We start from the raw sequence: 23,400 nt of genomic DNA, 5'->3' as shown, positions 1-23,400 counted from the left end.
TGCAACGTGTTCTATTTTCAGCTGTGACGGCCAACACTTTCACCCGCGCCGAACTCCTCGATGCCTTCGCCGCGTTCGAGGCGACCGTCGACCGGGCAGCGCGCACGCGTGACTGGGACCCCTGGGTCGACCAGTACACCGACGACGTGCTCTACATCGAGCACGCCGCCGGAACCATGCGCGGACGTGAGGAGGTGCGGCCTTGGATCTGGCAGACGATGGAGACCTTCCCAGGTAGCTACATGACCGCGTTTCCGTCGTTGTGGCATGTGGTCGACGAGGCGACCGGGCGCATCATCTGCGAACTGGACAACCCGATGCGCGACCCCGGCGACGGCACCGTCATCAGTGCCACCAACCTCTCGATCCTGACCTACGCCGGCGAGGGGCGGTGGTCGCGTCAGGAGGACGTCTACAACCCGCTGCGCTTTGTCGCCGCGACGGTCAAGTGGTGCAGAAAGGCCGAGGAGTGCGGCACGCTGACCGACGAGGCTGCCGCGTGGCTGGCCAAGTACGGGCGGCAGTGATGACGTCGCTGGTGATCGGCGCCAACGGATTTCTGGGCAGCCACGTGACCCGGCAACTGGTCGCCGCCGGCCACGATGTGCGGGTGATGGTGCGTTCGGGCGCCAACACCGTCGGCATCGACGACCTCTCGGTCACCCGCTACACCGGCGACATTTTCACCGACGACGTGCTGCGTGAGGCAATGACCGGCGCCGAGGTGATCTACTACTGCGTCGTCGACACCCGCGGCTGGTTGCGGGACCCGGCTCCGCTGTTTCGCACCAACGTCGAAGGCACCCGTCACGTCTGTGAGATCGCCACCGAGCCCGAGGTGGCGGTCGGCCTCAAGAAATTCGTCTACACCAGCAGTTATGTCACCGTCGGACGCAAACGCGGGCATATCGCCACCGAAGCCGACGTCATCAACGCCCGCAGATTGACGCCATACGTGCGCTCGCGGGTGCAGGCCGAGACGCTGGTGCTGGAGTACGCGCAGCGGCGCGCGCTCCCGGCTGTCGCGATGTGCGTGTCGACCACCTACGGCTCCGGCGACTGGGGCCGCACCCCCCACGGTGCAATCATCGCGGGCGCGGCCTTCGGCAAGCTTCCGTTCGTGATGGGTGGCATCGAACTCGAAGCAGTCGGTATCGAGGACGCCGCGCGGGCCATGCTGCTGGCCGCCGACAGCGGGCGCGTCGGTGAGCGTTATCTGGTCTCGGAGAAGATGATCTCCAACGCCGAGGTGGTACGCATCGCCGCGCGGGCGGCAGGCGTGTCGCCGCCGAAGCGGACGATCCCGTTGCCGGTGTCATGGGCTATGGCGGCCGTCGGGAGTCTGCGCGGCCGGATCAAAGGTACCGACGAACGGTTGTCGCTGGGATCTTTGCGGCTGATGCGCGCCGAAGCGCCGGTCGACTGCAGCAAGGCTCGCTCTGAATTAGGTTGGCGCCCCGCTCCTGTCGAGGAGGCCATCGGCCAGGCGGCCCGCTTCTGGGCGGACCTGCGGGCATCCCGCCGTGAGCGGGCCAGATGACCGAAAAAGTACGCGTGGACCTGCACGGCGCCCCGGTGACCATGCTCGCGACGCTGTACGCCAAGGCGCTCGACGCCGAAGCGCCGACCTCGATCCTGCACGACACCTGGGCCGTCGAGGTGGTCGACCGCATCGACTACGACTGGGCTGCCACCACGATGACCCAGCGCAACTCGCCGTCGGTCACGCTGCGGTCGGCCCACTTCGACGGCTGGACCCGGCAGTTCCTGGCCGCGCACCCCGAAGCCGTCGTCGTTCACCTGGGGTGTGGGCTGGACAGCCGGTTCTGGCGTACCCAACCCCGACAGGGTGTCGACTGGTTCGATGTCGACTTCCCCGAAGTCGCCGAGTTGCGACAGAAGCTGTATCCGGCCACAGCAGGCAACCACGTCATCGCCGCATCGGTGACCGACCCGGGCCTGCTCGACCGGGTACCCGCGGACCGGCCGACACTGGTGCTGGCCGAAGGGCTGAGCATGTACCTGACCCGCGATGACGGGCTGCGGTTGCTGCGCAGCGTGGTGCAGCGATTCCCCAGCGGCGAAATACAATTCGACGCGTTCAGCCGGCTCGGGATCACCACGCAGTGGGCCAACTCGGTGGTACGTCGCTCGGGAGCAACACTGTCCTGGGGAATCGACCGCCCCGCTGATATCCTTGATTCCGTGCCGAAACTTCTTCTGCTGCAGTGGGTTCCGGTGTTCGAGCGGACTGTTTTCGCCGCGGCCCCGCCCCGGTACCGGCGGCTGGCGGTGGTGCTGAACCGGGTACCGCTGATGCGCACGATTGCGCAATTCCATCGTTACGCGTTCTGAGTGCGCCACCAGGCCATGTGACGTCCGGCGACGGATCGGGAGGCGACCGCTAGCCAGATCACGACCAGCGTCACATAGAGACCAAGCGAAAGAAACTGGAGAACAGGAAAATTGGCTGCTTCAGCCAATGCAGAAAGTCCGAGTGTGACAGCGCCGATGGGAAACACCACGCTCCACCAACTCAGCGAAAATGGTGCCTGTATCACGGTCGCTTGGGCGGTCAGTGCCGCGGCGAAGAGAATCCAAAAGAGCGTGAAACCTAACATCACCACTCCGAATCCGATACCCACGGTCTGTAACACTGCCGATGTGACGCTGCCCGCAACGTTCAGGGAAATTTCCTGGACGCCGAGTAGATTCGCTGCAGCTATGGACTGCCCGATGACACCTAGTGGGATCCAGATTGTTGGTAAAGCTGTGGCAGCCGGGGCGCCGATGCGCATCAAACGGTTGTAGATCATGGCCAGCGTCAAGAGCGCGAGGATCAACGCCATTCCAAACAGGCCATAACACAACGTGAGCATGGCGAGCCTCAGGTGCGGAGAGTCGATGTGCTCGAGCAGGCCGGCGCCGGTGGCTGCCGAGACCATGGGAGGGACCACAGGCAGCATCCAGCAGGGCAGGGTGAAGTCTTCTGCGGGATGGGCGGACAGCACCGCTATCACAGGAACGCCGATAGCGGTGGCGATCCCCAGCAAAGTCCCCAGCGTCCACAGGAGGCCAGCGATCCAGCAGGCGGCGGGGCCGAATACTGCGTCGCCGTAGAGGAGCGTGCCCGCGCCGACCGTGAGGATCGCCATCGGCACCGTGCCGTAGAACGGCAGAACCGCCGCGTTGCGTCCGATCGACACAGCTTCGCAACGGTGCAGGATCCAATGGCCGGCCAGAGCTAGTGACAGGATCAGCAGCCAAAGTCCCGCGAGCAACCAGACGGCTGTTCCAAATCCACGGAAGGCCGGCCAGAACTCCTCGAAACGGACTGCGAGCGCGGCGACGATACCTGTGCCCATCACGGAGGCGAAGAGGCTGGGCGAGACGTGGCAGAAGAAGCGGGTGAGCGATGACACGCGTGGCTGCGGTGCACGCACGGTCTGGCCCCCGACGACGGCGTTCACATTTTCGGTACGCACGGGGTTGCGTATGAACACGTCGACCTCATCTCGAAAGTATCATCGCGGCAGTGGCTTTCAGTGGGCGCCAGCGCCACACAGAACCGACGGTCGAGTCGGAACCCCCGACCGTCGGTGCGGTTGTGCTAGGTGCTCAGTACTCTTGCAGGCTTTGTCGCAGGGTGGTGCCGGGGTAGCGGGTGCGGAAGCGGCCGCGGCGTTGCAGTTCGGGGACCAGTAGTTCGGTCATGTCGGTGAAGCAGCCCGGGGTGTCGGTGGCCAGCATCATGAAGCCGTTGGCGCCGCCGTCGTCGAGGTATTGCTCCATCTGGTCGGCGACGTCGGCTGGGGTGCCGACCGCGACGGGTGCGCCCATGGAGACGCCGTAGATCTGGGCGGCTTCGCGGACGGTGACGGGGGCGCCGTCCTTGGCTTCCAGGATGGCGTCGAACAGGCCACGGATGCCTTGGACGTCGGCGTCGACGACGTTGTCGTCGAGGCCGAGGGTGGAGAAGTCGAAGCCGGTGTGCCCTGAGAGGATTCCCAGTGCGCTTTCGATCTGGACCTTTTCGACGAACTCGGCGTAGCGGTCGTTGGCGCGGGATTTGTCGCGGTCGATCACGGTTTGCAGGCCGTAGATCAGTTTGACCGATTCGGGGTCGCGGCCGTGGTTGTCGGCGCGGGTGCGGATGTCGTCGGCGTAGGCGCGCATGCTCTTGGGTGTGGGGAAGATCCCGAAGACTGATTCGGCGTGCTTGGAGGCGAAGTCGCGGCCCTGTTCGGAGGATCCGGCTTGCCAGAGCACGGGTCGTTTCTGTGGTGAGGGGGCGACGAAGTGGCGGCCCTTGGATTGGAAGAACTCGCCCTGGAAGTCGACTTCGCGGACCTTGGCGGGGTCGGCGAAGACCCCGGTGTCCCGGTCGTAGACGATGGCGTCGTCATCCCAGGAGTCCCATAGCTGGTAGAGCAGTGCCATGTACTCCTCGACCACCTCATAGCGTTTGTCCCGGGGCGTCAGGTTCTGCTTACCCATCGCCTGGAACTCGCTCTTGGAGTACGAGGTGACGATGTTCCAGCCCACCCGGCCGTTGGTCAGGTGGTCGAGCGTGGACAGGTGCCGGGCCATCATGTACGGCGGCACAAAGGATGTGGACAAGGTGATGCCGATGCCGAGGTGTTTGGTGAACGCGCCGATGATCGGGACCAGGGTCGCCGGTTCGTGGACCGGACACTGACCGGCGTACTTGACCACGGGGTCGGAGCTGCCCTTGTAAGTGGTGTAGGGAGCCAGCTCATCGGCGATGAACATCGCGTCGAACAGTCCGCGCTCCATCGTGCGTCCCAGATCGCGCCAGAACTCCGGACGCGACCAGTGATAACCCACCTTGTCCCGCGGATGTGCCCACATCGTCGACGCATGGTTCATGACCCCGTGCTGGACGAAACCCAGCAGGTGTGCTTTTCTCTTGGACATTTTTCCTTTCACAGTCTCGTCAGAGTGCGGAACTCGTTGATGCGTTGCCGCGTTCGTCGATGATGAAGGCGGTGATGACCGCGACAGCTGAGCCGATGGCGAGGAAGATGGGGAGGTACCAGAAGACACCGTTCACGCTGAGAAGCACGATCACTGCAACCGATCCGATAACACCGCCGAACGCTTTCCAGACGAAACCTCGGTGTATCGCGTCGGGAAGTTCGGCGACATCTTCTGTTTGTCTGGTCGCTGCTGCATGCAGGATGTCGCGGCGGACCCGAGCGAAGGCGCGCACGCCGAACGTCAGGTAGGCGACCGCCACTACAACTGCGATCACGGTCACGATCCAGAACAAACTCACCGGAGTACCTCCTGTTCGGCGCCGAGTGTCTCCCCGACGGGGGCGTTCAACCCGGCACCACGAGCGTGCAGAGTCGTGTAGTCGAACCGTTTTCGAGACAGCAGACTCACACCGACGGCGGTGATCAGCGAAACGGCCTCCAACGTGACGATTCCTGGCAGCTCACCGACGATCTCACGCACCGGATACCCGATACCGATCGCCAGCACAAGGCTTGTGACGAACGCCGTGGAAGTCATCCGTGACCAAAAGATCGACAGCGCAAGCGGGACGATCAACGCGGCTTTGAGGAAGAAGACAGTCGTGACGAGTTCGACGTAGTCGATTCCGGAACTGACCACGATTCCGCCGATCACACCGGCGACGATGATCGAACCTTTGGTCGCACGGAAAAGCGTCTTTGGAGAGAATTCGACTCGTGCGCGCTTGAGGATGTCGACGGCCACGATCGATGACAACGCGGCAAATGCGCCGTCGATCGACGAGTAACACGCGTTGAGGATTATCAGGACGTATAGCGCTACGAGAATGACCGGCAACCCCAGGTGACTCACGACGTACGGGCCGATCCCTCCTGGTCCGACATCGCCGAGATCTGCTGAGCTGACGCCGAATCCAAGGCCGATGAGGCCTAGAAGTCCCATCACCAGAGGGATCGGGTAGAACCAGATCCCGGCCCACAGAAATGTTCTGCCCATCGAGGACGGTTTCATGGCCCAGGCCTTCTGCCAGAAGGTCTGGTCAGCCATCGTCGAGGCCAGCAGGCCCAGAGCCAAGGAGATGCCGAACGCGGCGGCGGCCTGTCCATCGAACGGTTCGAGGGTATGGGGGCCGGCTGCGGCAACGCGATCGAACACCACTGCGGGACCACCGACCTTCTGCAGCACGTAGAGCACCACCAGTGCCGCCGGAACGGTGATGAGCAAGGTATTGACCGTCGCGGTGATCGCTGAGGTCCAGAGACCGCCGAAGTAGGAGTACACGGTGACTGTGGTGAGCGCGACAATCAAGACCAACGTGGTGTTCAGCTCGAAGACGACACTCATCACCAGCACTACCCCAAAGAGGTTGATGAAGATTTCGGCGATCAGTCCGAGCAGCATCGCGACCAGCATCACAGTCGTAGCAGGCCTGTTCTGGAATCGTTCTCGGATGAATTCGACGATCGTGTAGCCGGCCGGCATCTGCCGTCGTAGTCGCGAGGCGAAGTACACCATAACCATTACTGCCAGGCCATTGGGCACAACAAACCAGATCAGCCCGGACGTTCCGAAGCTGAAGGCTTGAGCCGAGGACATCATCACGGCCATAGACCAAGTCCACACCGCTATCACCGATCCGACGCCGAAGCCGAAGCCGATGCGACGGTTGGCGATGACGAAGTCGTGGGTGTTCTTGACCATGGTCTTGACGGTCAGGGCTATGCCGAGCAGTAGAGCTCCCAAGCCGACCATGAGCACGACGCCCAAGCCCGGTGGGAGGTCGGAAGGACTGAACACGTTGCACTCTCCTGTTGCAGTATCTGGGGGTTTGGGGACTGAAACGCGTTGTGATCAGAACCTTTTGAATGCAGAAGCAGCGATCACGGGGAACCGGTGCCAGGAGGCGAACTGATCGATGTAATCACCAGTGGCGCCTACTAGACCGTCGACGAGCGACGCGACGGCCACGACACCACTGCGACCGACGCTGCGGCTGAGCTCGGCCGCAGCGTCGTATCGGCTCCATCGGCTCAGCGCGAACAATCCGCCAGTGAGCACCGGGATCACATGACCGGGCCTGGAGAAGTCCCCCGCCGATGCGGCCGGGTCGGCGAGCCGAGATATCGTCTCAGCTCGGGCCCGTGCGGATATTCCCGTCGAGTCGCCACGCGCGTCGACAGCCACACAGAAGCGGCCCGCTTCGCGCCGCAGGTCGGGGCGAAGCAAGGGGAGATCCAGTCGGTCCGAGGTGGCTACATCGACAGTGGCAGAAAGGATTCCGCAGGTGTGTTCGACGAGGAACGCTGCCTTGGCCACATCTAGTTCCTCAGCAGCAATGCACACGTCGGCGACGGTCTCTCCACCGGCGACGGTGTCGATGATGATCACTGGACGGCCTGCGGCGAATGCTGTTCGTGCCCCGGAAACATCGTGCTTGATGTCAGTGTCGAAGAGATTCCCGGCGTGCAGGTACGTCTGAGTGGGCATGCTGGTCTCCTTCCCTGCGGTCCATCGGGAACGCCATCGAATCGTCACAGGGGTGCGGCAGGTCCACCAGCGTTGTGGTTACGCGGCAGTTACGTGCGTCAGCGTCGATCTCAGGGACGCGACGCTGCCACTGTGACCAGTTCACGGGCGCGCGCCGACAGTTCTTTGACCGACGCGGGCCACACCGCGCAGATGTCGCGCAGCAGTGGCCGGGAATCGATCTTGACCCTGTGTAGGCGGCCGAACTGCAGGTCCTCCCGAACGCTCAGCAAACTAACTACGGCAGGTGCGAAACCCCAACTGACGGCGTTCTTCACTGCGGCTGTCGTGGGCAGTTCGAGGGCCGGTTCTGCCACTTTGAGGTTCGGCGCGTGGCAGGAAACCAGACGCTCATACGAGCACCTGGTTCCCGAGCCAGACTCTCGGCAGACCAGTGCGGTCGCCGCCAGCTCTTCCATACTGATGGCACGGCCGTCGCGGCTGGCCCATTGGTGAGTCGGTGCCACCACCACGACCATCTCGTCTCGCCCGACCCGTCGATAGTTCAGACCTGCTGGGATATCAGGTGTTTCGACGAAACCAACATCGTGAAGTCCGGAAAGTATCTCGTCGAAGACCGTAGCGCTGTTGACGGCGGTTACGGTCACCTGGGTGCTGGCAGAATTGTGGGTCAGCGACAGCTTCATCAACCACCGTGGGATGAGATACTCCGCGACGGTGTAACTTGCCGCGGTCCTTAACACGGATCGCTCACCGCGGATGGTCTCGACGGTGGCGTCTAGGGTGCCCAGTGCGCGCAGGACGTCGACCGAGGCATCTGTGATGGCTGTGCCCTCCGGCGTCAGGGTCCGCCCTGAGGGACCCCGGGCGAGCAAAGGCCGGCCCACCAACTGCTCGAGACCCTGGATTCGTGCAGACACCGCCTGTTGGGTCACGCCGAGTCTGCGCGCGGTTTCGGTGATGCTACCCAGCTTGCCGACCAGGACGAGCGTCTCCAGCGCAGGGATATTGCGGATATTGCGTGAATCGCGATGTTTCGACCTGTTAACCGCCACAACCAAATTTTGTAGGACACCAGCGTTGTTGGCAGCACGAGCAGCAACTGGGTGGTGTGACAATTCTGAAGTGTCTCCGCCCATGCCGGTCAACGGTTACGTGTCGCACTGGTACGACGGGTTGCCCGCCCCGCGGCCGCCGCTACCGGGCAGTCGGGACGCTGATGTCTGCATCGTCGGCGCCGGCTACACCGGCCTGTGGAGCGCCTACTACCTCATGCGTGCCGACCCGTCTCTGCGCATCGTGGTGCTCGAAGCCCGGTTCGCCGGATATGGCGCCTCCGGGCGCAACGGCGGATGGCTGTCGGGCCTGGTCCCCGGCGATCGCGAACGGGTGGCTCGTCAGCACGGGCGCCAAGGCGTGCTGTCCTGGCAGCGCGCGCTCAACGACTCAGTCGACGAGGTGGTCGCGGTCGCCGAACGAGAAGGAATCGATGCGGGCATTGTCAAGGGCGGCAACATCGAGATCGCTCGTAACCCCGCGCAGCTGACCCGACTGCGGGCGGCGATCGCCTCCGAACGCCGCTGGCAGGTCGACGGTATCGAATCACTGAGCGGCGCCCAAGTACGGCAGCGCATCGCACTCGACGGTGTACTGGCGGGCTACCACAACCCGCACTGTGCGCGGATCCAGCCCGCCCGGCTGGCCGGCGGGCTGGCCGAGACCGTGCAGCGACTCGGTGTCGATCTCTACGAACGTTCTCCGGTCATCGATATGGCCCCGGGTCGCGCAGTAACCCCGCACGGTGTGGTGCGGGCACCGGTCATCGTGCGTGCCACCGAAGGATTCACCGCCCGGCTGCCGGGACTGCGCCGGAGTTGGCTGCCGATGAACAGCTCGATGATCGTCACCGAGCCGTTGTCCGACCAGCTCTGGGACCGGATCGGATGGGACGGCCGCGAGACCCTGGGCGACACCGCCCACGGCTTCTTCTACGCCCAGCGCACCGTCGATGACCGCATCGCCATCGGTGGCCGCAGTGTGCCGTACCGATTCGGCTCGCGCATCGACCGCGACGGCCGGGTGCCCGAGCGGACGGTCCGTGCCCTGGCCGCCACTCTGCACACAATCCTGCCGCAGACCGCCGACGTCCCGATTGCACACGGCTGGTGTGGCGTGCTGGCGGTGCCCCGCGACTGGGCGGCCGGCGTGGACTTCGACCGGACCACCGGCCTGGGCTGGGCCGGGGGATACGTCGGGCACGGCGTCACCGCGACCAATCTCGCGGCCCGCACGCTGACCGACCTGATCCTCGGCCGCGCCACCGCGCTGACCGCTTTGCCCTGGGTCGGGCACCGCAGCCGCAGCTGGGAACCCGAACCGCTGCGCTGGCTCGGCGTACGCGGCATGTATCTGGCCTACCGCGCCGCGGACTGGCATGAAGGCCGCGGCATCGGATCAACGTCGCCGATCGCGCTGGTGGCCGACAGGATCGCCGGTCGTCCGCACTGACTATGCGGTGGAGCCCTGCTCCGCGCGCTCCTTGAGCCTCTGCAGAGTCAGCCGGATGTGCTCGGTGTTGGCCGCGTTGCGGTCGCGGACGCCGGTGGTCAGCGCGGCCGGCCGGAGTAACCACCGGGGCCGCCGGTCCCAGGTGGACTCGGTGACAGAACAGCCACCGTCGGCCGCGGTGATGTCGTAGCGCCAGTGGGCGATCGGGATGATCCGGGCGGATCGGACGTCGAAGGCGAACGTCCGGCCCGACTCGGCGGCGGTGACGGTGCACGTCGTACTCCAGGTGCGCGAACCGTTGCGGTTGCGACCCGAGAAGACCGCCCCGGGACGTGCGACCTCGCCGGTGCGCCAGTGCATCGTCTCAGCCTCCTCTGCCAGAGACGACAGCGTGGGCAGGTCGGTGATCAGGGCGTACACCGTGTCGGGGTCGGCGCTGATCGTGATCCTTCCCTGGGCGTCAGGGGCCGTTGGTGCAGTCATGCCGGAAGGCTATCGGCATCGCGCCCGCAGCAGGCGTCTTGCGGGGTTGAATGGGGGAATGCCCGATCCTCGCGTCCTCGTGCCGACCGCCTCGCACCCGATCTCGGTGGTTCCGACCGGCCGCCACGTCGTGGTGCGGGTCGACGGCGCGGTCATCGCCGAATCTGACGCCGCGCTGACCTTGCGCGAAGCGTCTTACCCTGCGGTGCAGTACATCCCGATGGCCTACGTACTGGCCGACCGGCTGCGGCCCAGCGACACCTCGTCCTATTGCCCGTACAAAGGTCAGGCCTGCTATTTCAACGTGGTGACCGCGGACGGCACCGTCACCGACGCGATCTGGAGCTACCCGGAACCGCACCCGGCGGTCGCGCAGATCGCGGGTCACGTCGCGTTCTATCCGGACAAGGCCGATGTCAGCATCGATGCCTAGGCTGGCACTGTGGGTAGCTCGGTCAGCCTGACCTTTGCCGGACCGGTCTGCCACCGGCTGACGTTGTCGCCGCTGCGCCGCGGCCCGGGTGATCCGTGTTTCCGCGACGACGTCGAGGGCACCATCTGGCGGACCAGTCTGATGGCCAGTGGCGCGGTCACCGCACGCATCAGCCGCGGCGGCCCGGCGACGGTGGACTGCGAGGCCTGGGGGCCAGGGGCGGCAGAGTTCACCGACGGCCTACCCGCGCTGCTGGGTGTCGACGACGACGCGTCATCGTTCATCCCGCAGCACCCTGTCATCGCCCGTGCCCACCGCCGAGTGCCGCACCTACGGCTGGGCCGCACCGGCCGGGTGCTGGAAGCCTTGGTGCCTGCGGTGCTGGAGCAGCGGGTATATGGCTCGGACGCCCATCGGGCCTGGCGCCGGCTGGTCGGAAAATACGGCGCGCCGGCACCGGGACCCGCGCCGGACCGGATGCGGGTGCCGCCCACCGCCGAAGCGTGGAAGCGTATCCCGTCCTGGGAGTTCCAGCGCGCCAACGTCGATCCAGGCCGCGCCCGCACGATTATCGGCTGTGCGCAACGCGCCGACGCGGTGGAACGCCTGGTGGGCCGCACCGCCGAACAGGCCCGTGCCGCGCTGATGAGCCTGCCCGGGGTCGGCGTGTGGACGGCCGCCGAGACGGCCCAGCGCGCATTCGGCGATGCCGATGCCTTGTCGGTGGGCGACTACCACCTGGCCAAGGTGGTGGGCCGAACGCTGCTCGGTCACCCGATCGACGACGCGCAGATGCTCGAACTGTTGGAGCCGGTCGCCCCACATCGGCACCGAGCAGTGCGTGTGCTCGAAGCCAGCGGCATGGCGGTCTACGCGCGGTACGGCCCGCGGGTTCCGATTCCGAATCTGGCCAAAATGTGACGCTTTCTGATCATGATTATCGGGATGCGGCGCCGGGTACACGACGCCCGAGACGAGCGAAGGAGTCAACAGTCATGCCTACTTACACCGTTCCCGGATTATCCGACAAGCAGGGCGCCGAGGTCGCCGAGATCCTGCAGAGCGCGCTGAGCCGCTACAACGATCTTCACCTCACGCTCAAGCACGTGCACTGGAACGTCGTGGGGCCGAACTTCATCGGTGTGCACGAGATGATCGACCCGCAGGTCGAGTTGGTGCGCGGCTACGCCGACGAGGTCGCCGAGCGCATCGCCGCGCTGGGCGCATCCCCGCTGGGCACCCCGGGGGCCATCCTCAACGACCGCACCTGGGACGACTACTCGGTCAACCGGGACACCGCTCAGGCACACCTGGCCGCACTGAATCTGGTCTACACCGGTGTCATCGAGGACACCCGCAAGTCGATCGAACGCCTGGGCGAGATCGACGCGGTCTCCGAGGACATGCTGATCGGTCATGCGGGAGAGCTGGAGAAGTTCCAGTGGTTCGTGCGCGCCCACCTGGAGAACGCCGGTGGCGAACTGATCACCGCCGGTGCATCGTCGGAGAAGGCCGCGGCGCGCAAGGCCAAGAAGGGCTGACGTTCAGCGATACGCGGTGAGTCGAGCCACGAGCGCGGTGGTGCCGTCGTGGCCGACCGCGCGTGCCTCGGCGACACCGCTGCTACGCCCGACATGCAGCGAAGTCGCCTGATAGTGGGCCTCGGCGCCGCCATGGAACGGGCGTAGGTAGTTCACCCGTAGCGAGGCAGTGCGGAAGTGCTGCTCACGGCGTTGCGTGTTCAGGGTTGCCGAGCCCACCAGTTCCAGGCCCATTGCCGACACCCCGCCGTGCACGATGCCAATGATGTTGTTCAGCACGTCGTCGTTGCCTTGCATCAAAACCGCTGCAGCGCCGCCTGTCTCGCCCGCCTGGACGTTCATCAGGGATGCCAGATCGGGGCCGGGCAAGCAGCCTCCGGTGTCCTCGGGCCAGGCTGTCAAACCGGCCGGCGCGGCGATGTAGAACGAGCGCACCGTCGCCGTGGCGATCGGCTGCCCGGCGGCCGACAGCTCACACTGCGCCACGGCGACACCGCCCTTGCCGCCCAGCGGTCGTGCGACGCCGACCACCGGGTGCTGCGGCGTCCTCTGCACCGCGTCCAGGGCGTCTGGTGCCAGTTCCAACGCCAGCTCGCTGGACACCGTCCACTGGTCATCGCCGCGCCGCAGGTGGTTGGCCAATCCGCCGACGTGGTCGACCAACATTGCCAGCGGGGCGACGGTCGCAACTCCGGTCAGCGGATTGGTCAGCCCGGCCACGGGGATCGTGGCCGCACAACGGTCGACATGGTCCTCGGTGGTCTCGATACCGAACCGGCCCAATGGCGTGTTCAGGGGGTAGGGCACCTCGACAGCCTGACGACGTCGGCAACGCGATGGATACCCCGGGTGGGTATATCGGTAGCGACGCCCGAACGACAGGCGGGGGGCTCTCTGGGCGACGCACGGTGGTTGTGGCGAAAAGTGTTGGCAAATCGTGAGTTAACGGCGAACTGGGCGGACCGGTGATGACGGGGATGGCTTTGCTGGGCGATCGGCGCGCGGTGGGGACTGTCGATGTGGCGTGCAACACTTTTCTAAGAATCCCACTAGGCTTTCAGCTAATATGAAAACAAGTGTATAACCTAATAGGAATGATTTATTAAATTTGCAGCAAACCAACGTGAACGATCATCACGGGGTGTGACGCACCCCTCATTCCCGGGTTGCGGTCCTTGATCCTATGAAATACCTAGTGCACCAACGTTATTCGCTCGTGATCTGGCCGGTGTGCGCTAAGCTGTCGGCAGAGCCCCACGGGCCAAGTTAGGCAGTGCTAAGTTGGCATGTCGCGGGCCGTTTGTCATATCGTTTTCATCACTTGAGGCGTGTGGGACAAGGGCCGTCGTTCAGTGCTGCACGAAGGCGCTCCATCGCCGAGACCGGCCAACGCTCCCGTTCATGGATGCCGTCATTCAAACGTCTCCATCGGGGTGTGTGCACACAAAAGGTAGGTGGGAATGGCGCCCAACAAGCAAGGGCTCTACGACCCCGCGTTCGAGCACGACTCGTGCGGCGTGGCGATGGTGGCCGATATGCACGGGCGCCGCAGCCGGGACATCGTCGAGAAGGCGATCACGGCGCTGCTGAATCTCGAACACCGCGGGGCTCAGGGCGCCGAACCCAACACCGGCGACGGCGCGGGCATCTTGCTGCAGGTTCCCGACGAGTACTTCCGCGCGGTCTGCGACTTCGAGCTGCCCGAGCCGGGCAGCTACGCCACCGGTATCGCTTTTTTGCCCCAGTCGGCCAAGGATGCCGCCACAGCGTGTGAGTCGGTCGAGAAGATCGCCGAAGCCGAGGGCCTGCAGGTGCTGGGGTGGCGTGACGTCCCCACCGACGACACCTCACTGGGCGCCCTGGCCCGCGATGCCATGCCCACCTTCCGTCAGGTGTTCTTGAGCGGGGCCAGCGGCATGGAACTCGAGCGCCGGGCCTACGTGGTGCGCAAGCGTGCCGAACACGAACTCGGCACCAAGGGCCCCGGCCAGGACGGTCCGGGCCGCGAAACCGTCTACTTCCCGAGCCTGTCCGGTCAGACCTTCGTCTACAAGGGCATGCTGACCACGCCGCAGCTCAAGGCGTTCTACCTCGACCTGCAGGACGAGCGGCTGACCAGCGCGCTGGGGATCGTGCACTCGCGGTTCTCCACCAACACGTTCCCGTCCTGGCCGCTGGCCCACCCGTTCCGCCGGGTGGCGCACAACGGTGAGATCAACACCGTCACCGGCAACGAGAACTGGATGCGGGCGCGCGAGGCATTGATCAAGACCGATGTCTTCGGCGGTCAGGACCTCGACAAGGTCACCCCGATCTGCACTCCCGGCGCGTCGGACACTGCCCGTTTCGACGAGGTTCTCGAACTGCTGCACCTCGGCGGCCGCAGCCTGCCGCACGCCATGCTGATGATGATTCCCGAGGCGTGGGAGCGGCACGAGTCGATGGACCCCGCGCGCAGAGCCTTCTACGAGTTCCACGACTCGCTGATGGAGCCGTGGGACGGTCCGGCATCGGTGTGCTTCACCGACGGCACCGTGATCGGCGCGGTGCTGGACCGCAACGGACTGCGTCCGTCGCGGATCTGGGTGACCGCCGACGGGTTGGTGGTGATGGCGTCGGAGGCCGGCGTGCTCGACATCGACCCCAGCACCGTCGTCCAGAAGCTGCGTCTGCAACCCGGCCGCATGTTCTTGGTGGACACCGCACAGGGCCGGATCGTCTCCGACGAGGAGATCAAGGCCGAGTTGGCGGCCGAGCATCCGTACCAGGAGTGGCTCGACGCCGGGCTGTTCGACCTGACGGATCTGCCACCCGGCGACTACGTCCGGATGCCGCACCACCGCGTGGTGCTGCGTCAGCAGATCTTCGGATATACCTACGAAGAGCTGAACCTGCTCGTCGCCCCGATGGCCCGCACCGGTGCCGAGGCGCTGGGCTCGATGGGCACCGACACCCCCATCGCGGTGCTCTCGGCGCGTCCACGGATGCTCTACGACTACTTCCAGCAGTTGTTCGCCCAGGTCACCAACCCGCCGCTGGACGCGATCCGCGAAGAGGTGGTCACCAGCCTGCAGGGTGCCGTAGGCCCGGAGGGTGACCTGCTCAATCCCGGTCCCGAATCGTGTCGGCAGATCGTGCTGCCCCAGCCGATCCTGCGTAACGCCGAGCTGTCGAAGCTGATCTGCGTCGACCCCGACCACGAGATCCGTGGGCACAAGCACGGGATGCGCGCCGCGGTGATCCGCTGCCTGTACCCCGTCAACCGTGGCGGTCAGGGGCTCAAGGAAGCCCTCGACAACGTCCGGGCCAAGGTCTCGGCGGCGATCCGCGACGGCGCACGCATCATCGTGCTGTCCGACCGCGAATCCAACGAGCAGATGGCGCCCATCCCGTCGTTGTTGTCGGTCTCGGCGGTGCACCACCACCTGGTCCGCGAGCGCACCCGCACCCAGATCGGGCTCGTCGTCGAGGCCGGCGACGCCCGCGAGGTGCACCACATGGCCGCGCTGTGCGGCTTCGGCGCCGCGGCCATCAACCCCTACATGGCCTTTGAGTCGATCGAGGACATGATCGAACGCGGTGTGATCACCGGCATCAGCAGTGATCAGGCCAAGGCCAATTACGTCAAAGCGGCCGGCAAGGGTGTGCTGAAGGTGATGTCGAAGATGGGCATCTCCACGCTGGCCTCCTACACCGGCGCCCAGCTGTTCCAGGCCATCGGCGTCAGCCAGAAGGTGCTCGACGAGTACTTCACCGGGCTGAGCTGTGCTGTCGGGGGCATCGACCTCGACGACATCGCTGCCGACGTGTCGGCGCGGCATGCGCTGGCCTATCTGGACCGCCCCGACGAGCGGGCGCACCGCGAGCTCGAGGTCGGCGGCGAGTACCAGTGGCGGCGCCCGGGTGAGGGCGCCGAGTACCACCTGTTCAACCCGGACACGGTGTTCAAGCTGCAGCATTCGACCCGCACCGGGCAGTACGAGATCTTCAAGGAGTACACCCAGCTCATCGACGACCAGAGCGAGCGCATCGCCTCGCTGCGCGGACTGCTGAAGTTCCGCGACGGTCTGCGCCCGCCGGTGCCCATCGACGAGGTCGAGCCGGCCAGTGAAATTGTCAAGCGATTCTCCACCGGCGCCATGAGCTATGGCTCGATCTCCGCCGAAGCCCACGAAACCCTGGCCATCGCGATGAACCGCCTCGGTGGCCGGTCGAACTCCGGCGAGGGTGGCGAAGCAGTCTCCCGATTCGACCGCGACGAGAACGGCGACTGGCGCCGCAGTGCGATCAAACAGGTGGCGTCGGGTCGGTTCGGGGTCACCAGCCACTACCTGAGTAACTGCACCGACATCCAGATCAAGATGGCCCAGGGCGCCAAACCCGGTGAGGGCGGCCAGCTTCCGGGGCACAAGGTGTATCCGTGGGTCGCTGAAGTGCGCCACTCCACCCCGGGCGTCGGGTTGATCTCCCCGCCGCCGCACCACGACATCTATTCGATCGAGGATCTCGCGCAGCTGATCCACGATCTGAAGAACGCCAACCCGCAGGCACGTGTGCACGTCAAGCTCGTCTCCGAAAATGGAGTGGGAACGGTGGCCGCAGGTGTGTCGAAGGCACACGCGGATGTCGTGCTGATCTCCGGCCACGACGGCGGCACCGGTGCAACGCCACTGACGTCGATGAAGCACGCCGGTGCGCCATGGGAACTGGGGCTGGCCGAGACCCAGCAGACGTTGCTGCTCAACGGTCTGCGCGACCGCATCGTGGTGCAGGTCGACGGACAGCTCAAGACCGGCCGCGACGTCGTCGTCGCCGCACTGCTCGGTGCCGAGGAGTTCGGATTCGCGACTGCGCCGCTGGTGGTTTCGGGCTGCATCATGATGCGCGTCTGTCACCTCGACACCTGCCCGGTCGGGGTGGCCACGCAGAACCCGGTGCTGCGGCAGCGCTTCACCGGCAAGCCCGAGTTCGTCGAGAACTTCTTCATGTTCATTGCCGAGGAAGTTCGGGAACTGATGGCGCAGTTGGGTTTCCGTACCGTCAACGAGATGGTCGGGCAGGTCGGTGCGCTGGACACCACTCAGGCCGCTGAGCATTGGAAAGCCCACAAGCTCGATCTTTCGCCGGTGCTGCACGAGCCGGAGTCGGCCTTCATGAACCAGGACCTGTACTGCAGTTCACGTCAGGATCATGGTTTGGACAAGGCGCTCGATCAGCAGCTGATCGTTCAGTGCCGAGAGGCGCTGGATTCCGAATCACCGGTCCGTTTTTCTACCACCATCAGCAACGTCAACCGCACCGTCGGTACGATGCTGGGCCACGAAGTCACCAAAGCCTATGGCGGCCAAGGCCTTCCTGACGGGACCATCGACATCACATTCGACGGTTCGGCGGGCAACAGCTTCGGGGCGTTCCTACCCCCGGGCATCACACTGCGGGTGTACGGCGACGCCAACGACTACGTCGGCAAGGGGTTGTCGGGCGGCCGGATCGTGGTCCGGCCACCGGACACCGCACCGTCGGACTACGTCGCCGAAGACAACATCATCGCCGGCAACGTGATCCTTTTCGGTGCCACCAGCGGGCAGATGTTCTTGCGCGGACAGGTCGGCGAACGATTCGCGGTACGTAACTCCGGTGCGCACGCAGTCGTCGAGGGTGTCGGAGACCACGGCTGCGAGTACATGACCGGCGGGCGTGTGGTCATCCTCGGGCCTACCGGACGAAACTTCGCTGCGGGTATGTCCGGCGGGATCGGATACGTCTACGACCCCGAGGGGACGCTGGAGCTCAACCTCAACGCCGAGATGGTCGGCATCGAAGACATGGGCGGTGCGGATTCCGAGGACTCCGGATACGTCCGCGACATGATCCAGGCGCATGTCGACGCCACCGATTCTGCGGTGGGTCAACGGATCCTGGCCGATTGGGACGGCGAGATGAGGCACTTCAAGAAGGTCATGCCGCGCGACTACCGGCGCGTACTGGAAGCGATTGCGGAAGCCGAAGCCAACGGCACCGATGTCGACGAGGCGATCATGGCGGCCGCCAGTGCCTGATCCCCGCGGCTTTCTGAAGTACACCCAGCGCGAGACCCCGCAGCGCCGTCCGGTCGACCTGCGATTGCGCGACTGGAAAGAGGTCTACGAGGAGTTCAGCCATGACACCCTCAAAGCCCAGGCCAGCCGTTGCATGGATTGCGGAATACCGTTCTGCCACAACGGCTGTCCGCTGGGCAACCTGATACCGGAGTGGAATGACCTGGTCCGCACCGATCGGTGGCGGGAAGCCATCGAACGGTTGCACGCGACCAACAACTTCCCCGAGTTCACCGGGCGGTTGTGTCCGGCTCCGTGTGAGGGTTCCTGTGTGTTGGGGATCAATCAGGACCCCGTGACGATCAAACAGGTCGAGGTCGAGATCATCGACTACGCCTTCGACAAGGGCTGGGTCGTGCCGCTGCCACCGGATCGGCCGACCGGCAAGACGGTCGCGGTGGTCGGCTCCGGGCCGGCCGGCCTGGCGGCCGCCCAACAGCTCACCCGGGCGGGGCACCAGGTCACCGTTTTCGAGCGCGACGACCGTATCGGGGGACTGCTGCGCTACGGAATTCCCGAGTTCAAGATGGAAAAGCGCCATATCGACCGTCGCCTGGAGCAGATGCAGGCCGAGGGCACCGAACTGCGCACCGGTGTGAACGTCGGTGTGGACATCACCGCCGCGCAGCTGCGGTCGGACTTCGACGCGGTGGTGCTGGCCGGTGGCGCGACGGCGCGGCGCGACCTGCCGATACCGGGCCGCGAACTCGCCGGCATCCACCAGGCGATGGAGTACCTGCCGTGGGCCAACCGCGTGCAACTGGGTGACCCGGTTCTCGATGACGATGGCCAGCCACCGATCACGGCCAAGGGTAAGAAGGTGATCATCATCGGCGGCGGCGACACCGGTGCGGACTGCCTGGGCACCGCGCACCGCCAGGGTGCGGCCAGCGTCCACCAGTTCGAGATCATGCCGCGGCCCCCGGAGGCCCGGGCAGACTCGACGCCGTGGCCGACCTACCCGCTGATCTACCGCGTCAGCTCGGCGCACGAAGAGGGCGGTGAACGCGTCTACTCGGTCAACACCGAGGCGTTCTTCGGTGAAGACGGACACGTCAAGGGATTGCGTGGCCACGAGGTCGCGATGAAGGCCGGCAAGTTCGAGAAGGTCGAGGGCACCGACTTCGAGATGGAAGCCGATCTGGTGCTGCTGGCGATGGGCTTCACCGGACCGGAGCGCGAGGGCCTGCTCACCGATCTCAAGGTGGAGCTCAACGAGCGAGGCAACGTCTCTCGCGATGACGCGTTCGCCACCACGGTGCCGGGCGTCTACGTCGCCGGCGACATGGGCCGCGGCCAGTCACTGATCGTGTGGGCCATTGCCGAGGGCCGGGCGGCAGCCACGGCCGTCGATCGCTACCTGATGGGCGTCTCCGCGCTGCCCGCGCCGATCAAGCCGACCGACGTCCCGCAGCGGTAGGACCGCGTTCGCGAGAGTGCACTCAGGGTCGTGGTCGGGGCCGAGGTGACGACCATGACAGCACTTTCGCGGACAAGCCGCATCGAGTCACATCAGTCACTTTTGTCCCATAGACCACATCAGAAACTTCTGCAACTTTTCGCGGCGCGCCTGCGGTAGTTTGCCAGCGCACAGGTGTCTAATGACTTCGGTGAGGGGGCTGCGGTAAAGTGGCTCCACGGTTCAGCAATCTGGTACACCGCAGGAGTAAGCACCGTGTATCTCAACCCGATAGCTCGGACTCGGATGGGTCGAATTGCCTGGTCATTCCTCCGTCACCCCGTCAAGAGGCGGGAGTTCCCGGCAAAGGCGGAACGTCTGATCACCGCTGACGAACTCCTCCGATACGGCTTCTAGCGAACGCTGTCGCCGACCGGTCATCGCGCTGGGGCGGCAGCTCAACGCATGTTTGCCCAACTGTTATCCACCTGTGATCTGTCCGGTGGGTTTGCTATCGAGTAGTCCCGAATCCCTGACGGCGTCGGCCAGCGGTTCCAGGACTGACGGGTCGTGTGGCGGCGGTAAGTAGATGATCGCCAGGTCGAGCCCCTCTGCGAGCGCGGCAGCCTCATCGATCACCCGGGCAATGTCATGGTCAGCGTTCAACCGCACGTGAGCTGACACCGTGATCTCGGCGGGGTCGCGGCCGATGGCGGCACAGTGACCGGCCAGCACCTCGCGTTTACGGACGAATTCCGCGGGTGTTCCGCCGACGAAATTCCAGTGGTCGGCGTACTGCGCGGTGATTCGCAGCGTGCGCTTCTCGCCGCTACCTCCGATGCAGATCGGCGGGTGCGGCCGCTGCGGTCCTTTCGGCTCGTTGCGGGCATCCTTGAGCTGGTAGAACCTGCCGTCGAAGGTGGTCGTCTCGGCGCTGAGCAGGCCTTTGAGCACCTGGCAGGCTTCTTCGAACCGATCGAAGCGGTCCTTGATCGAGCCGAGCTCGATGCCGTATGCGTGGGACTCCTCTTCGTTCCAGCCGGCACCGACGCCCAGTTCCAGTCGACCGTCGGAGACGATGTCGAGCGCCGAGGCCATGTTGGCCAGCACAGCAGGATGTCGGTAGTGGATGCCGGTCACCAGAACTCCGACCCGCAGCCGCCGAGTGGCTTGTGCGAGCGCGGTCAGCGTCACCCACCCCTCCAGGCACGGGCCGGTGGGATCGGAGAAGATCGGGTAGAAGTGGTCGAATGTCCAACCGGACTCGAACACCTCGATGTCGTCGGCGGCCTGCCAGACCGCGAGCATGTCGCTCCACGTGGTGTTCTGCGGCGATGTCTTGAACGCAAATCTCATCCGCTCGACTGTAGGCCGCGGTTCAGTCTGCGGGAACGCTGATGTGGGTGCGGGCGTGTTCGATCGCCTCGTCGAGGGTGTCCACCAGATGGTTCTCATGGCGCAGCGTTTCGAACACGCCGACGTTGGCCAGCAGGCCGCGGTGTTCGGGCCGCACGCCCTTGATGATCACCGTGATGTTGCGTGACTCCAGTTCGGTGCAGATGCGGGCCAACGTGTTGGCCCCGGTGGCGTCCAGCATGCCCAGCTGCGACATCCTGATGATCACCACCGAGGTCCGCGGATGGTCGCCGTCGACGATGGCGCTTGAGATCCGTTCTGCAACACCGAAGAACATCGCACCGTCGAGACGCAGCACCGCGATCGCCTCGTCGCCGGGGCGATGGGGCGCGGGTAGTTCCTCGCGGACCACACTGCTGCGTCGGGCCACCCGGCGTAGCGCGAAGAATGCCGCCACCAGCACGCCGATCTCGACGGCCTCGATCAGGTCGAAGCAGACGGTCACCGCGGCGGTCAACAGGAACGTCGCGGCGTCGGATCGGGTGGACGTGAGAATCTGGCGGATGGTCGTCAGCGAGATCATCCGGAAGGCGGTCACCATCAGTACGCCGGCCAGCGCCGCCAGCGGGATCGCCGACACCGGACCAGTGGCCAAATAAACGACGCCCAGCAGGAGCAGCGAGTGCACCACTGCTGAGAGCCGGGTACGGGCACCCGACCGGACGTTGACGGCGGTGCGGGCGATCGCGCCGGTGGCCGGCATGCCGCCACAGACTCCGGAGGCCATCGAGGCCAGGCCCTGTCCGACGAGTTCCCGGTCCGGGTCGTAGCGGCCGGTCGGTGCCATCGTGGCCGCGACCCGCGCCGAGAGCAGCGACTCGATGGCGGCCAGCGCCGCGATGGCCAGCGCCGCGCCGAGCAGGTCCCGCATCGCGCCAGACCCGACCTGGGGCAGCGTCGGGGCCGGCAGGTGCGACGGTAACGCGCCGATGGTGGCGACGGAGAGCCCCAGAGCGGTCACCGCGAGTGTGGCCGCGACGACGGCGGCCAGGGATTCCGGGATGGCGCGGTGTAGCCGCGGCAGTGCGATCATCAGGACGGCGACGAACCCGATCACGCCGAGGGTCTTCACGGCCTGGGACCAGTCGGCGTGGGAGATGATGTGCCAGGCGGCAGGCAAGGTGCGCTGCCCGGCTGGGGACGTGGTGGCCAACGCCGCCGGGATCTGCTGCAGGAAGATGATCGCGGCGATGCCCAGCGTGAACCCCTCGATGACGGGCCATGGGATGAAGGTGACCGCCCGGCCCAGTCCGGTGACCCCTGCCACCAGCACTATGACACCGGCGAGCACGGTCACCAGGGCAATGCTGCCCAGGCCGTGGCTGGCGACGATCGGCGCGAGGATGACGGCCATCGCTCCGGTGGGGCCCGACACCTGGACCGACGAGCCGCCGAAGACGGCGGCCACCAGTCCGGCAACCACGGCGGTGATCAGCCCGGCGGCAGCACCGACGCCGGAGCTGATCCCGAAGGCCAAGGCCAGCGGGAGGGCCACCACGCCGACGGTGACGCCGGCCAAAATGTCCCGGCGCCAGGTTGTACGGGCGGGTTGCCAATCGCTGCGCGCTGGTAGGAGCCGGCGGATCCGATGCAGCGGCAGCGAGTTCACCGCTGCTCCGTCAGGGGCGGCAGAGTATCCAGCGCATCGAGCTGATCGCGCTGTGCGGCAAGGGTGTCGGCGAGGAACGTGCGGGCGATGACGAGCAGCTCGGCGATCTTGGGGTGGGCCAGCGTGTAGTGAACGGTGTTGCCGGTGCGCCGGCCGGTGACCACGCCGTGGCGCTTGAGCACCGCGAGATGCTGGGAGAGCAGCGTGGCCTCGATGTCGGTGCGGGCCAGGATCTCGCTGACCGGCGTCGGTTGGGCGGCCGTGGCGAGGACTTCCAGGACCCGAATACGGGCGGGGTGGGCGAGGGCCTTGAACAGATTGGCCTTGATCTCGTAGAGCGGCCGGTCGGAGGGAATCTGGTCGCGCACGAAGCACCTCTAAGAATGATGAATTGAATGATTGATCAATTCACTGTAGGCGGATGG

General features: G+C 65.4%; 20 protein-coding genes. 9 read left to right on the top strand and 11 right to left on the bottom strand.

Features of this window, described 5'->3' with window-relative positions; genetic code table 11:
* Positions 1-23: 23 nt before the first annotated feature.
* Genes KXD98_RS25240 through KXD98_RS25230 form a run of 3 tightly spaced genes read left to right on the top strand, consistent with a single transcriptional unit; the run spans position 24 to position 2,355 of the window.
* On the top strand, positions 24-527 hold the full coding sequence (locus KXD98_RS25240) for a nuclear transport factor 2 family protein (RefSeq protein ID WP_260761024.1): 504 nt from the start codon (positions 24-26) through the stop codon (positions 525-527).
* Positions 527-1,540 (top strand): NAD-dependent epimerase/dehydratase family protein, encoded by a 1,014-nt coding sequence (locus tag KXD98_RS25235; protein ID WP_260765419.1) that lies wholly within the window; start codon positions 527-529, stop codon positions 1,538-1,540. Before KXD98_RS25240 ends, KXD98_RS25235 begins: the two co-directional genes overlap by 1 nt.
* On the top strand, positions 1,537-2,355 hold the full coding sequence (locus KXD98_RS25230; RefSeq protein ID WP_260761023.1) for a class I SAM-dependent methyltransferase: 819 nt from the start codon (positions 1,537-1,539) through the stop codon (positions 2,353-2,355). The genes KXD98_RS25235 and KXD98_RS25230 overlap by 4 nt, the downstream gene beginning before the upstream one ends.
* Here KXD98_RS25230 and KXD98_RS25225 read toward each other — a convergent pair.
* The 6 genes from KXD98_RS25225 to KXD98_RS25200 all read right to left on the bottom strand — a co-directional run bounded on the left by KXD98_RS25225 (position 2,343) and on the right by KXD98_RS25200 (position 8,627).
* Positions 2,343-3,503, bottom strand: coding sequence for a C4-dicarboxylate transporter (locus KXD98_RS25225; RefSeq protein ID WP_260761022.1), 1,161 nt, complete (start codon positions 3,501-3,503; stop codon positions 2,343-2,345). The genes KXD98_RS25230 and KXD98_RS25225 overlap by 13 nt on opposite strands.
* A gap of 115 nt (positions 3,504-3,618) precedes the next feature.
* Complete coding sequence (locus tag KXD98_RS25220; protein ID WP_260761021.1) at positions 3,619-4,938, bottom strand: LLM class flavin-dependent oxidoreductase; 1,320 nt, start codon at positions 4,936-4,938, stop codon at positions 3,619-3,621.
* 19 nt (positions 4,939-4,957) lie between these two features.
* Positions 4,958-5,299 (bottom strand): hypothetical protein, encoded by a 342-nt coding sequence (locus KXD98_RS25215; protein ID WP_260761020.1) that lies wholly within the window; start codon positions 5,297-5,299, stop codon positions 4,958-4,960.
* A complete protein-coding gene (locus tag KXD98_RS25210) occupies positions 5,296-6,798 on the bottom strand; it encodes a sodium:solute symporter family transporter (protein ID WP_260761019.1) in 1,503 nt (500 codons plus the stop codon). The genes KXD98_RS25215 and KXD98_RS25210 overlap by 4 nt, the downstream gene beginning before the upstream one ends.
* A gap of 54 nt (positions 6,799-6,852) precedes the next feature.
* Entirely contained in the window at positions 6,853-7,488 is a 636-nt protein-coding gene (locus KXD98_RS25205) for a 3,4-dihydroxy-2-butanone-4-phosphate synthase (RefSeq protein WP_260761018.1), read from the bottom strand.
* A gap of 110 nt (positions 7,489-7,598) precedes the next feature.
* Positions 7,599-8,627 (bottom strand): LysR family transcriptional regulator, encoded by a 1,029-nt coding sequence (locus KXD98_RS25200; protein WP_260761017.1) that lies wholly within the window; start codon positions 8,625-8,627, stop codon positions 7,599-7,601.
* Between KXD98_RS25200 and KXD98_RS25195 the strand changes: the two genes are divergently transcribed.
* Positions 8,626-9,996: an FAD-binding oxidoreductase gene (locus KXD98_RS25195; RefSeq protein ID WP_260765414.1), complete on the top strand. Its 1,371-nt coding sequence runs from the start codon at positions 8,626-8,628 to the stop codon at positions 9,994-9,996. The two genes, KXD98_RS25200 and KXD98_RS25195, sit on opposite strands and share 2 nt — an antisense overlap.
* Here KXD98_RS25195 and KXD98_RS25190 read toward each other — a convergent pair whose 3' ends face one another.
* The gene (locus KXD98_RS25190) at positions 9,997-10,479 is read right to left on the bottom strand and encodes an SRPBCC family protein (RefSeq protein WP_260761016.1); all 483 of its coding nucleotides are present in this window, start codon (positions 10,477-10,479) and stop codon (positions 9,997-9,999) included.
* A 58-nt stretch (positions 10,480-10,537) separates the two neighbouring features.
* On the opposite strand from KXD98_RS25190, the gene KXD98_RS25185 reads away from it, so the two are divergent.
* The 3 genes from KXD98_RS25185 (at position 10,538) to KXD98_RS25175 (ending at position 12,453) form a co-directional block, all read left to right on the top strand.
* Positions 10,538-10,912 carry a DUF427 domain-containing protein gene (locus tag KXD98_RS25185; protein WP_260761015.1) on the top strand — a complete coding sequence of 125 codons (375 nt, stop codon included), beginning with the start codon at positions 10,538-10,540 and terminating at the stop codon, positions 10,910-10,912.
* Between the two features lie 9 nt (positions 10,913-10,921).
* Positions 10,922-11,833 (top strand): DNA-3-methyladenine glycosylase, encoded by a 912-nt coding sequence (locus KXD98_RS25180; RefSeq protein WP_260761014.1) that lies wholly within the window; start codon positions 10,922-10,924, stop codon positions 11,831-11,833.
* Positions 11,834-11,907: 74 nt separating this feature from the next.
* The gene (locus KXD98_RS25175) at positions 11,908-12,453 is read left to right on the top strand and encodes a Dps family protein (protein ID WP_260761013.1); all 546 of its coding nucleotides are present in this window, start codon (positions 11,908-11,910) and stop codon (positions 12,451-12,453) included.
* 3 nt (positions 12,454-12,456) lie between these two features.
* Here the strand turns inward: KXD98_RS25175 and KXD98_RS25170 are convergent, their stop codons facing one another.
* Positions 12,457-13,260, bottom strand: a complete 804-nt coding sequence (locus KXD98_RS25170; protein WP_260761012.1) for a hotdog fold thioesterase — start codon at positions 13,258-13,260, stop codon at positions 12,457-12,459.
* A gap of 653 nt (positions 13,261-13,913) precedes the next feature.
* Here KXD98_RS25170 and gltB point away from each other — a divergent pair.
* Together gltB and KXD98_RS25160 are read left to right on the top strand one after the other, a co-directional pair.
* Complete coding sequence (gltB, locus tag KXD98_RS25165) at positions 13,914-18,512, top strand: glutamate synthase large subunit (RefSeq protein ID WP_260761011.1); 4,599 nt, start codon at positions 13,914-13,916, stop codon at positions 18,510-18,512.
* Positions 18,505-19,971, top strand: a complete 1,467-nt coding sequence (locus KXD98_RS25160) for a glutamate synthase subunit beta (protein ID WP_260761010.1) — start codon at positions 18,505-18,507, stop codon at positions 19,969-19,971. The genes gltB and KXD98_RS25160 overlap by 8 nt, the downstream gene beginning before the upstream one ends.
* A 459-nt stretch (positions 19,972-20,430) precedes the next feature.
* On the opposite strand, the gene KXD98_RS25155 is transcribed toward KXD98_RS25160, so the two are convergent.
* The 3 genes from KXD98_RS25155 to KXD98_RS25145 are packed head-to-tail and all read right to left on the bottom strand — an operon-like array spanning position 20,431 to position 23,343.
* Positions 20,431-21,306, bottom strand: a complete 876-nt coding sequence (locus tag KXD98_RS25155; protein ID WP_260761009.1) for an LLM class F420-dependent oxidoreductase — start codon at positions 21,304-21,306, stop codon at positions 20,431-20,433.
* 22 nt (positions 21,307-21,328) lie between these two features.
* Positions 21,329-22,975, bottom strand: coding sequence for a SulP family inorganic anion transporter (locus tag KXD98_RS25150; RefSeq protein WP_396882035.1), 1,647 nt, complete (start codon positions 22,973-22,975; stop codon positions 21,329-21,331).
* Positions 22,972-23,343 (bottom strand): helix-turn-helix transcriptional regulator, encoded by a 372-nt coding sequence (locus tag KXD98_RS25145; protein WP_260761008.1) that lies wholly within the window; start codon positions 23,341-23,343, stop codon positions 22,972-22,974. The genes KXD98_RS25150 and KXD98_RS25145 overlap by 4 nt, the downstream gene beginning before the upstream one ends.
* Positions 23,344-23,400 lie beyond the last annotated feature (57 nt).

Source organism: Mycobacterium sp. SMC-4 (assembly GCF_025263265.1).
In the GTDB taxonomy this organism is placed as follows: Bacteria; Actinomycetota; Actinomycetes; order Mycobacteriales; family Mycobacteriaceae; genus Mycobacterium.
This window is presented reverse-complemented; position numbering and strand designations above follow the sequence as displayed.

Excerpts from the sequence above, each read along its gene's own strand:
- KXD98_RS25175 (WP_260761013.1), top strand. The coding sequence starts at position 11,908 with ATGCCTACTTACACCGTTCCCGGATTATCCGACAAGCAGGGCGCCGAG.
- KXD98_RS25235 (WP_260765419.1), top strand. The coding sequence starts at position 527 with ATGACGTCGCTGGTGATCGGCGCCAACGGATTTCTGGGCAGCCACGTG.
- KXD98_RS25205 (WP_260761018.1), bottom strand. The coding sequence starts at position 7,488 with ATGCCCACTCAGACGTACCTGCACGCCGGGAATCTCTTCGACACTGAC.
- gltB (WP_260761011.1), top strand. The coding sequence starts at position 13,914 with ATGGCGCCCAACAAGCAAGGGCTCTACGACCCCGCGTTCGAGCACGAC.
- KXD98_RS25185 (WP_260761015.1), top strand. The coding sequence starts at position 10,538 with ATGCCCGATCCTCGCGTCCTCGTGCCGACCGCCTCGCACCCGATCTCG.
- KXD98_RS25230 (WP_260761023.1), top strand. The coding sequence starts at position 1,537 with ATGACCGAAAAAGTACGCGTGGACCTGCACGGCGCCCCGGTGACCATG.
- KXD98_RS25155 (WP_260761009.1), bottom strand. The coding sequence starts at position 21,306 with ATGAGATTTGCGTTCAAGACATCGCCGCAGAACACCACGTGGAGCGAC.
- KXD98_RS25190 (WP_260761016.1), bottom strand. The coding sequence starts at position 10,479 with ATGACTGCACCAACGGCCCCTGACGCCCAGGGAAGGATCACGATCAGC.
- KXD98_RS25195 (WP_260765414.1), top strand. The coding sequence starts at position 8,626 with ATGCCGGTCAACGGTTACGTGTCGCACTGGTACGACGGGTTGCCCGCC.
- KXD98_RS25200 (WP_260761017.1), bottom strand. The coding sequence starts at position 8,627 with ATGGGCGGAGACACTTCAGAATTGTCACACCACCCAGTTGCTGCTCGT.
- KXD98_RS25220 (WP_260761021.1), bottom strand. The coding sequence starts at position 4,938 with ATGTCCAAGAGAAAAGCACACCTGCTGGGTTTCGTCCAGCACGGGGTC.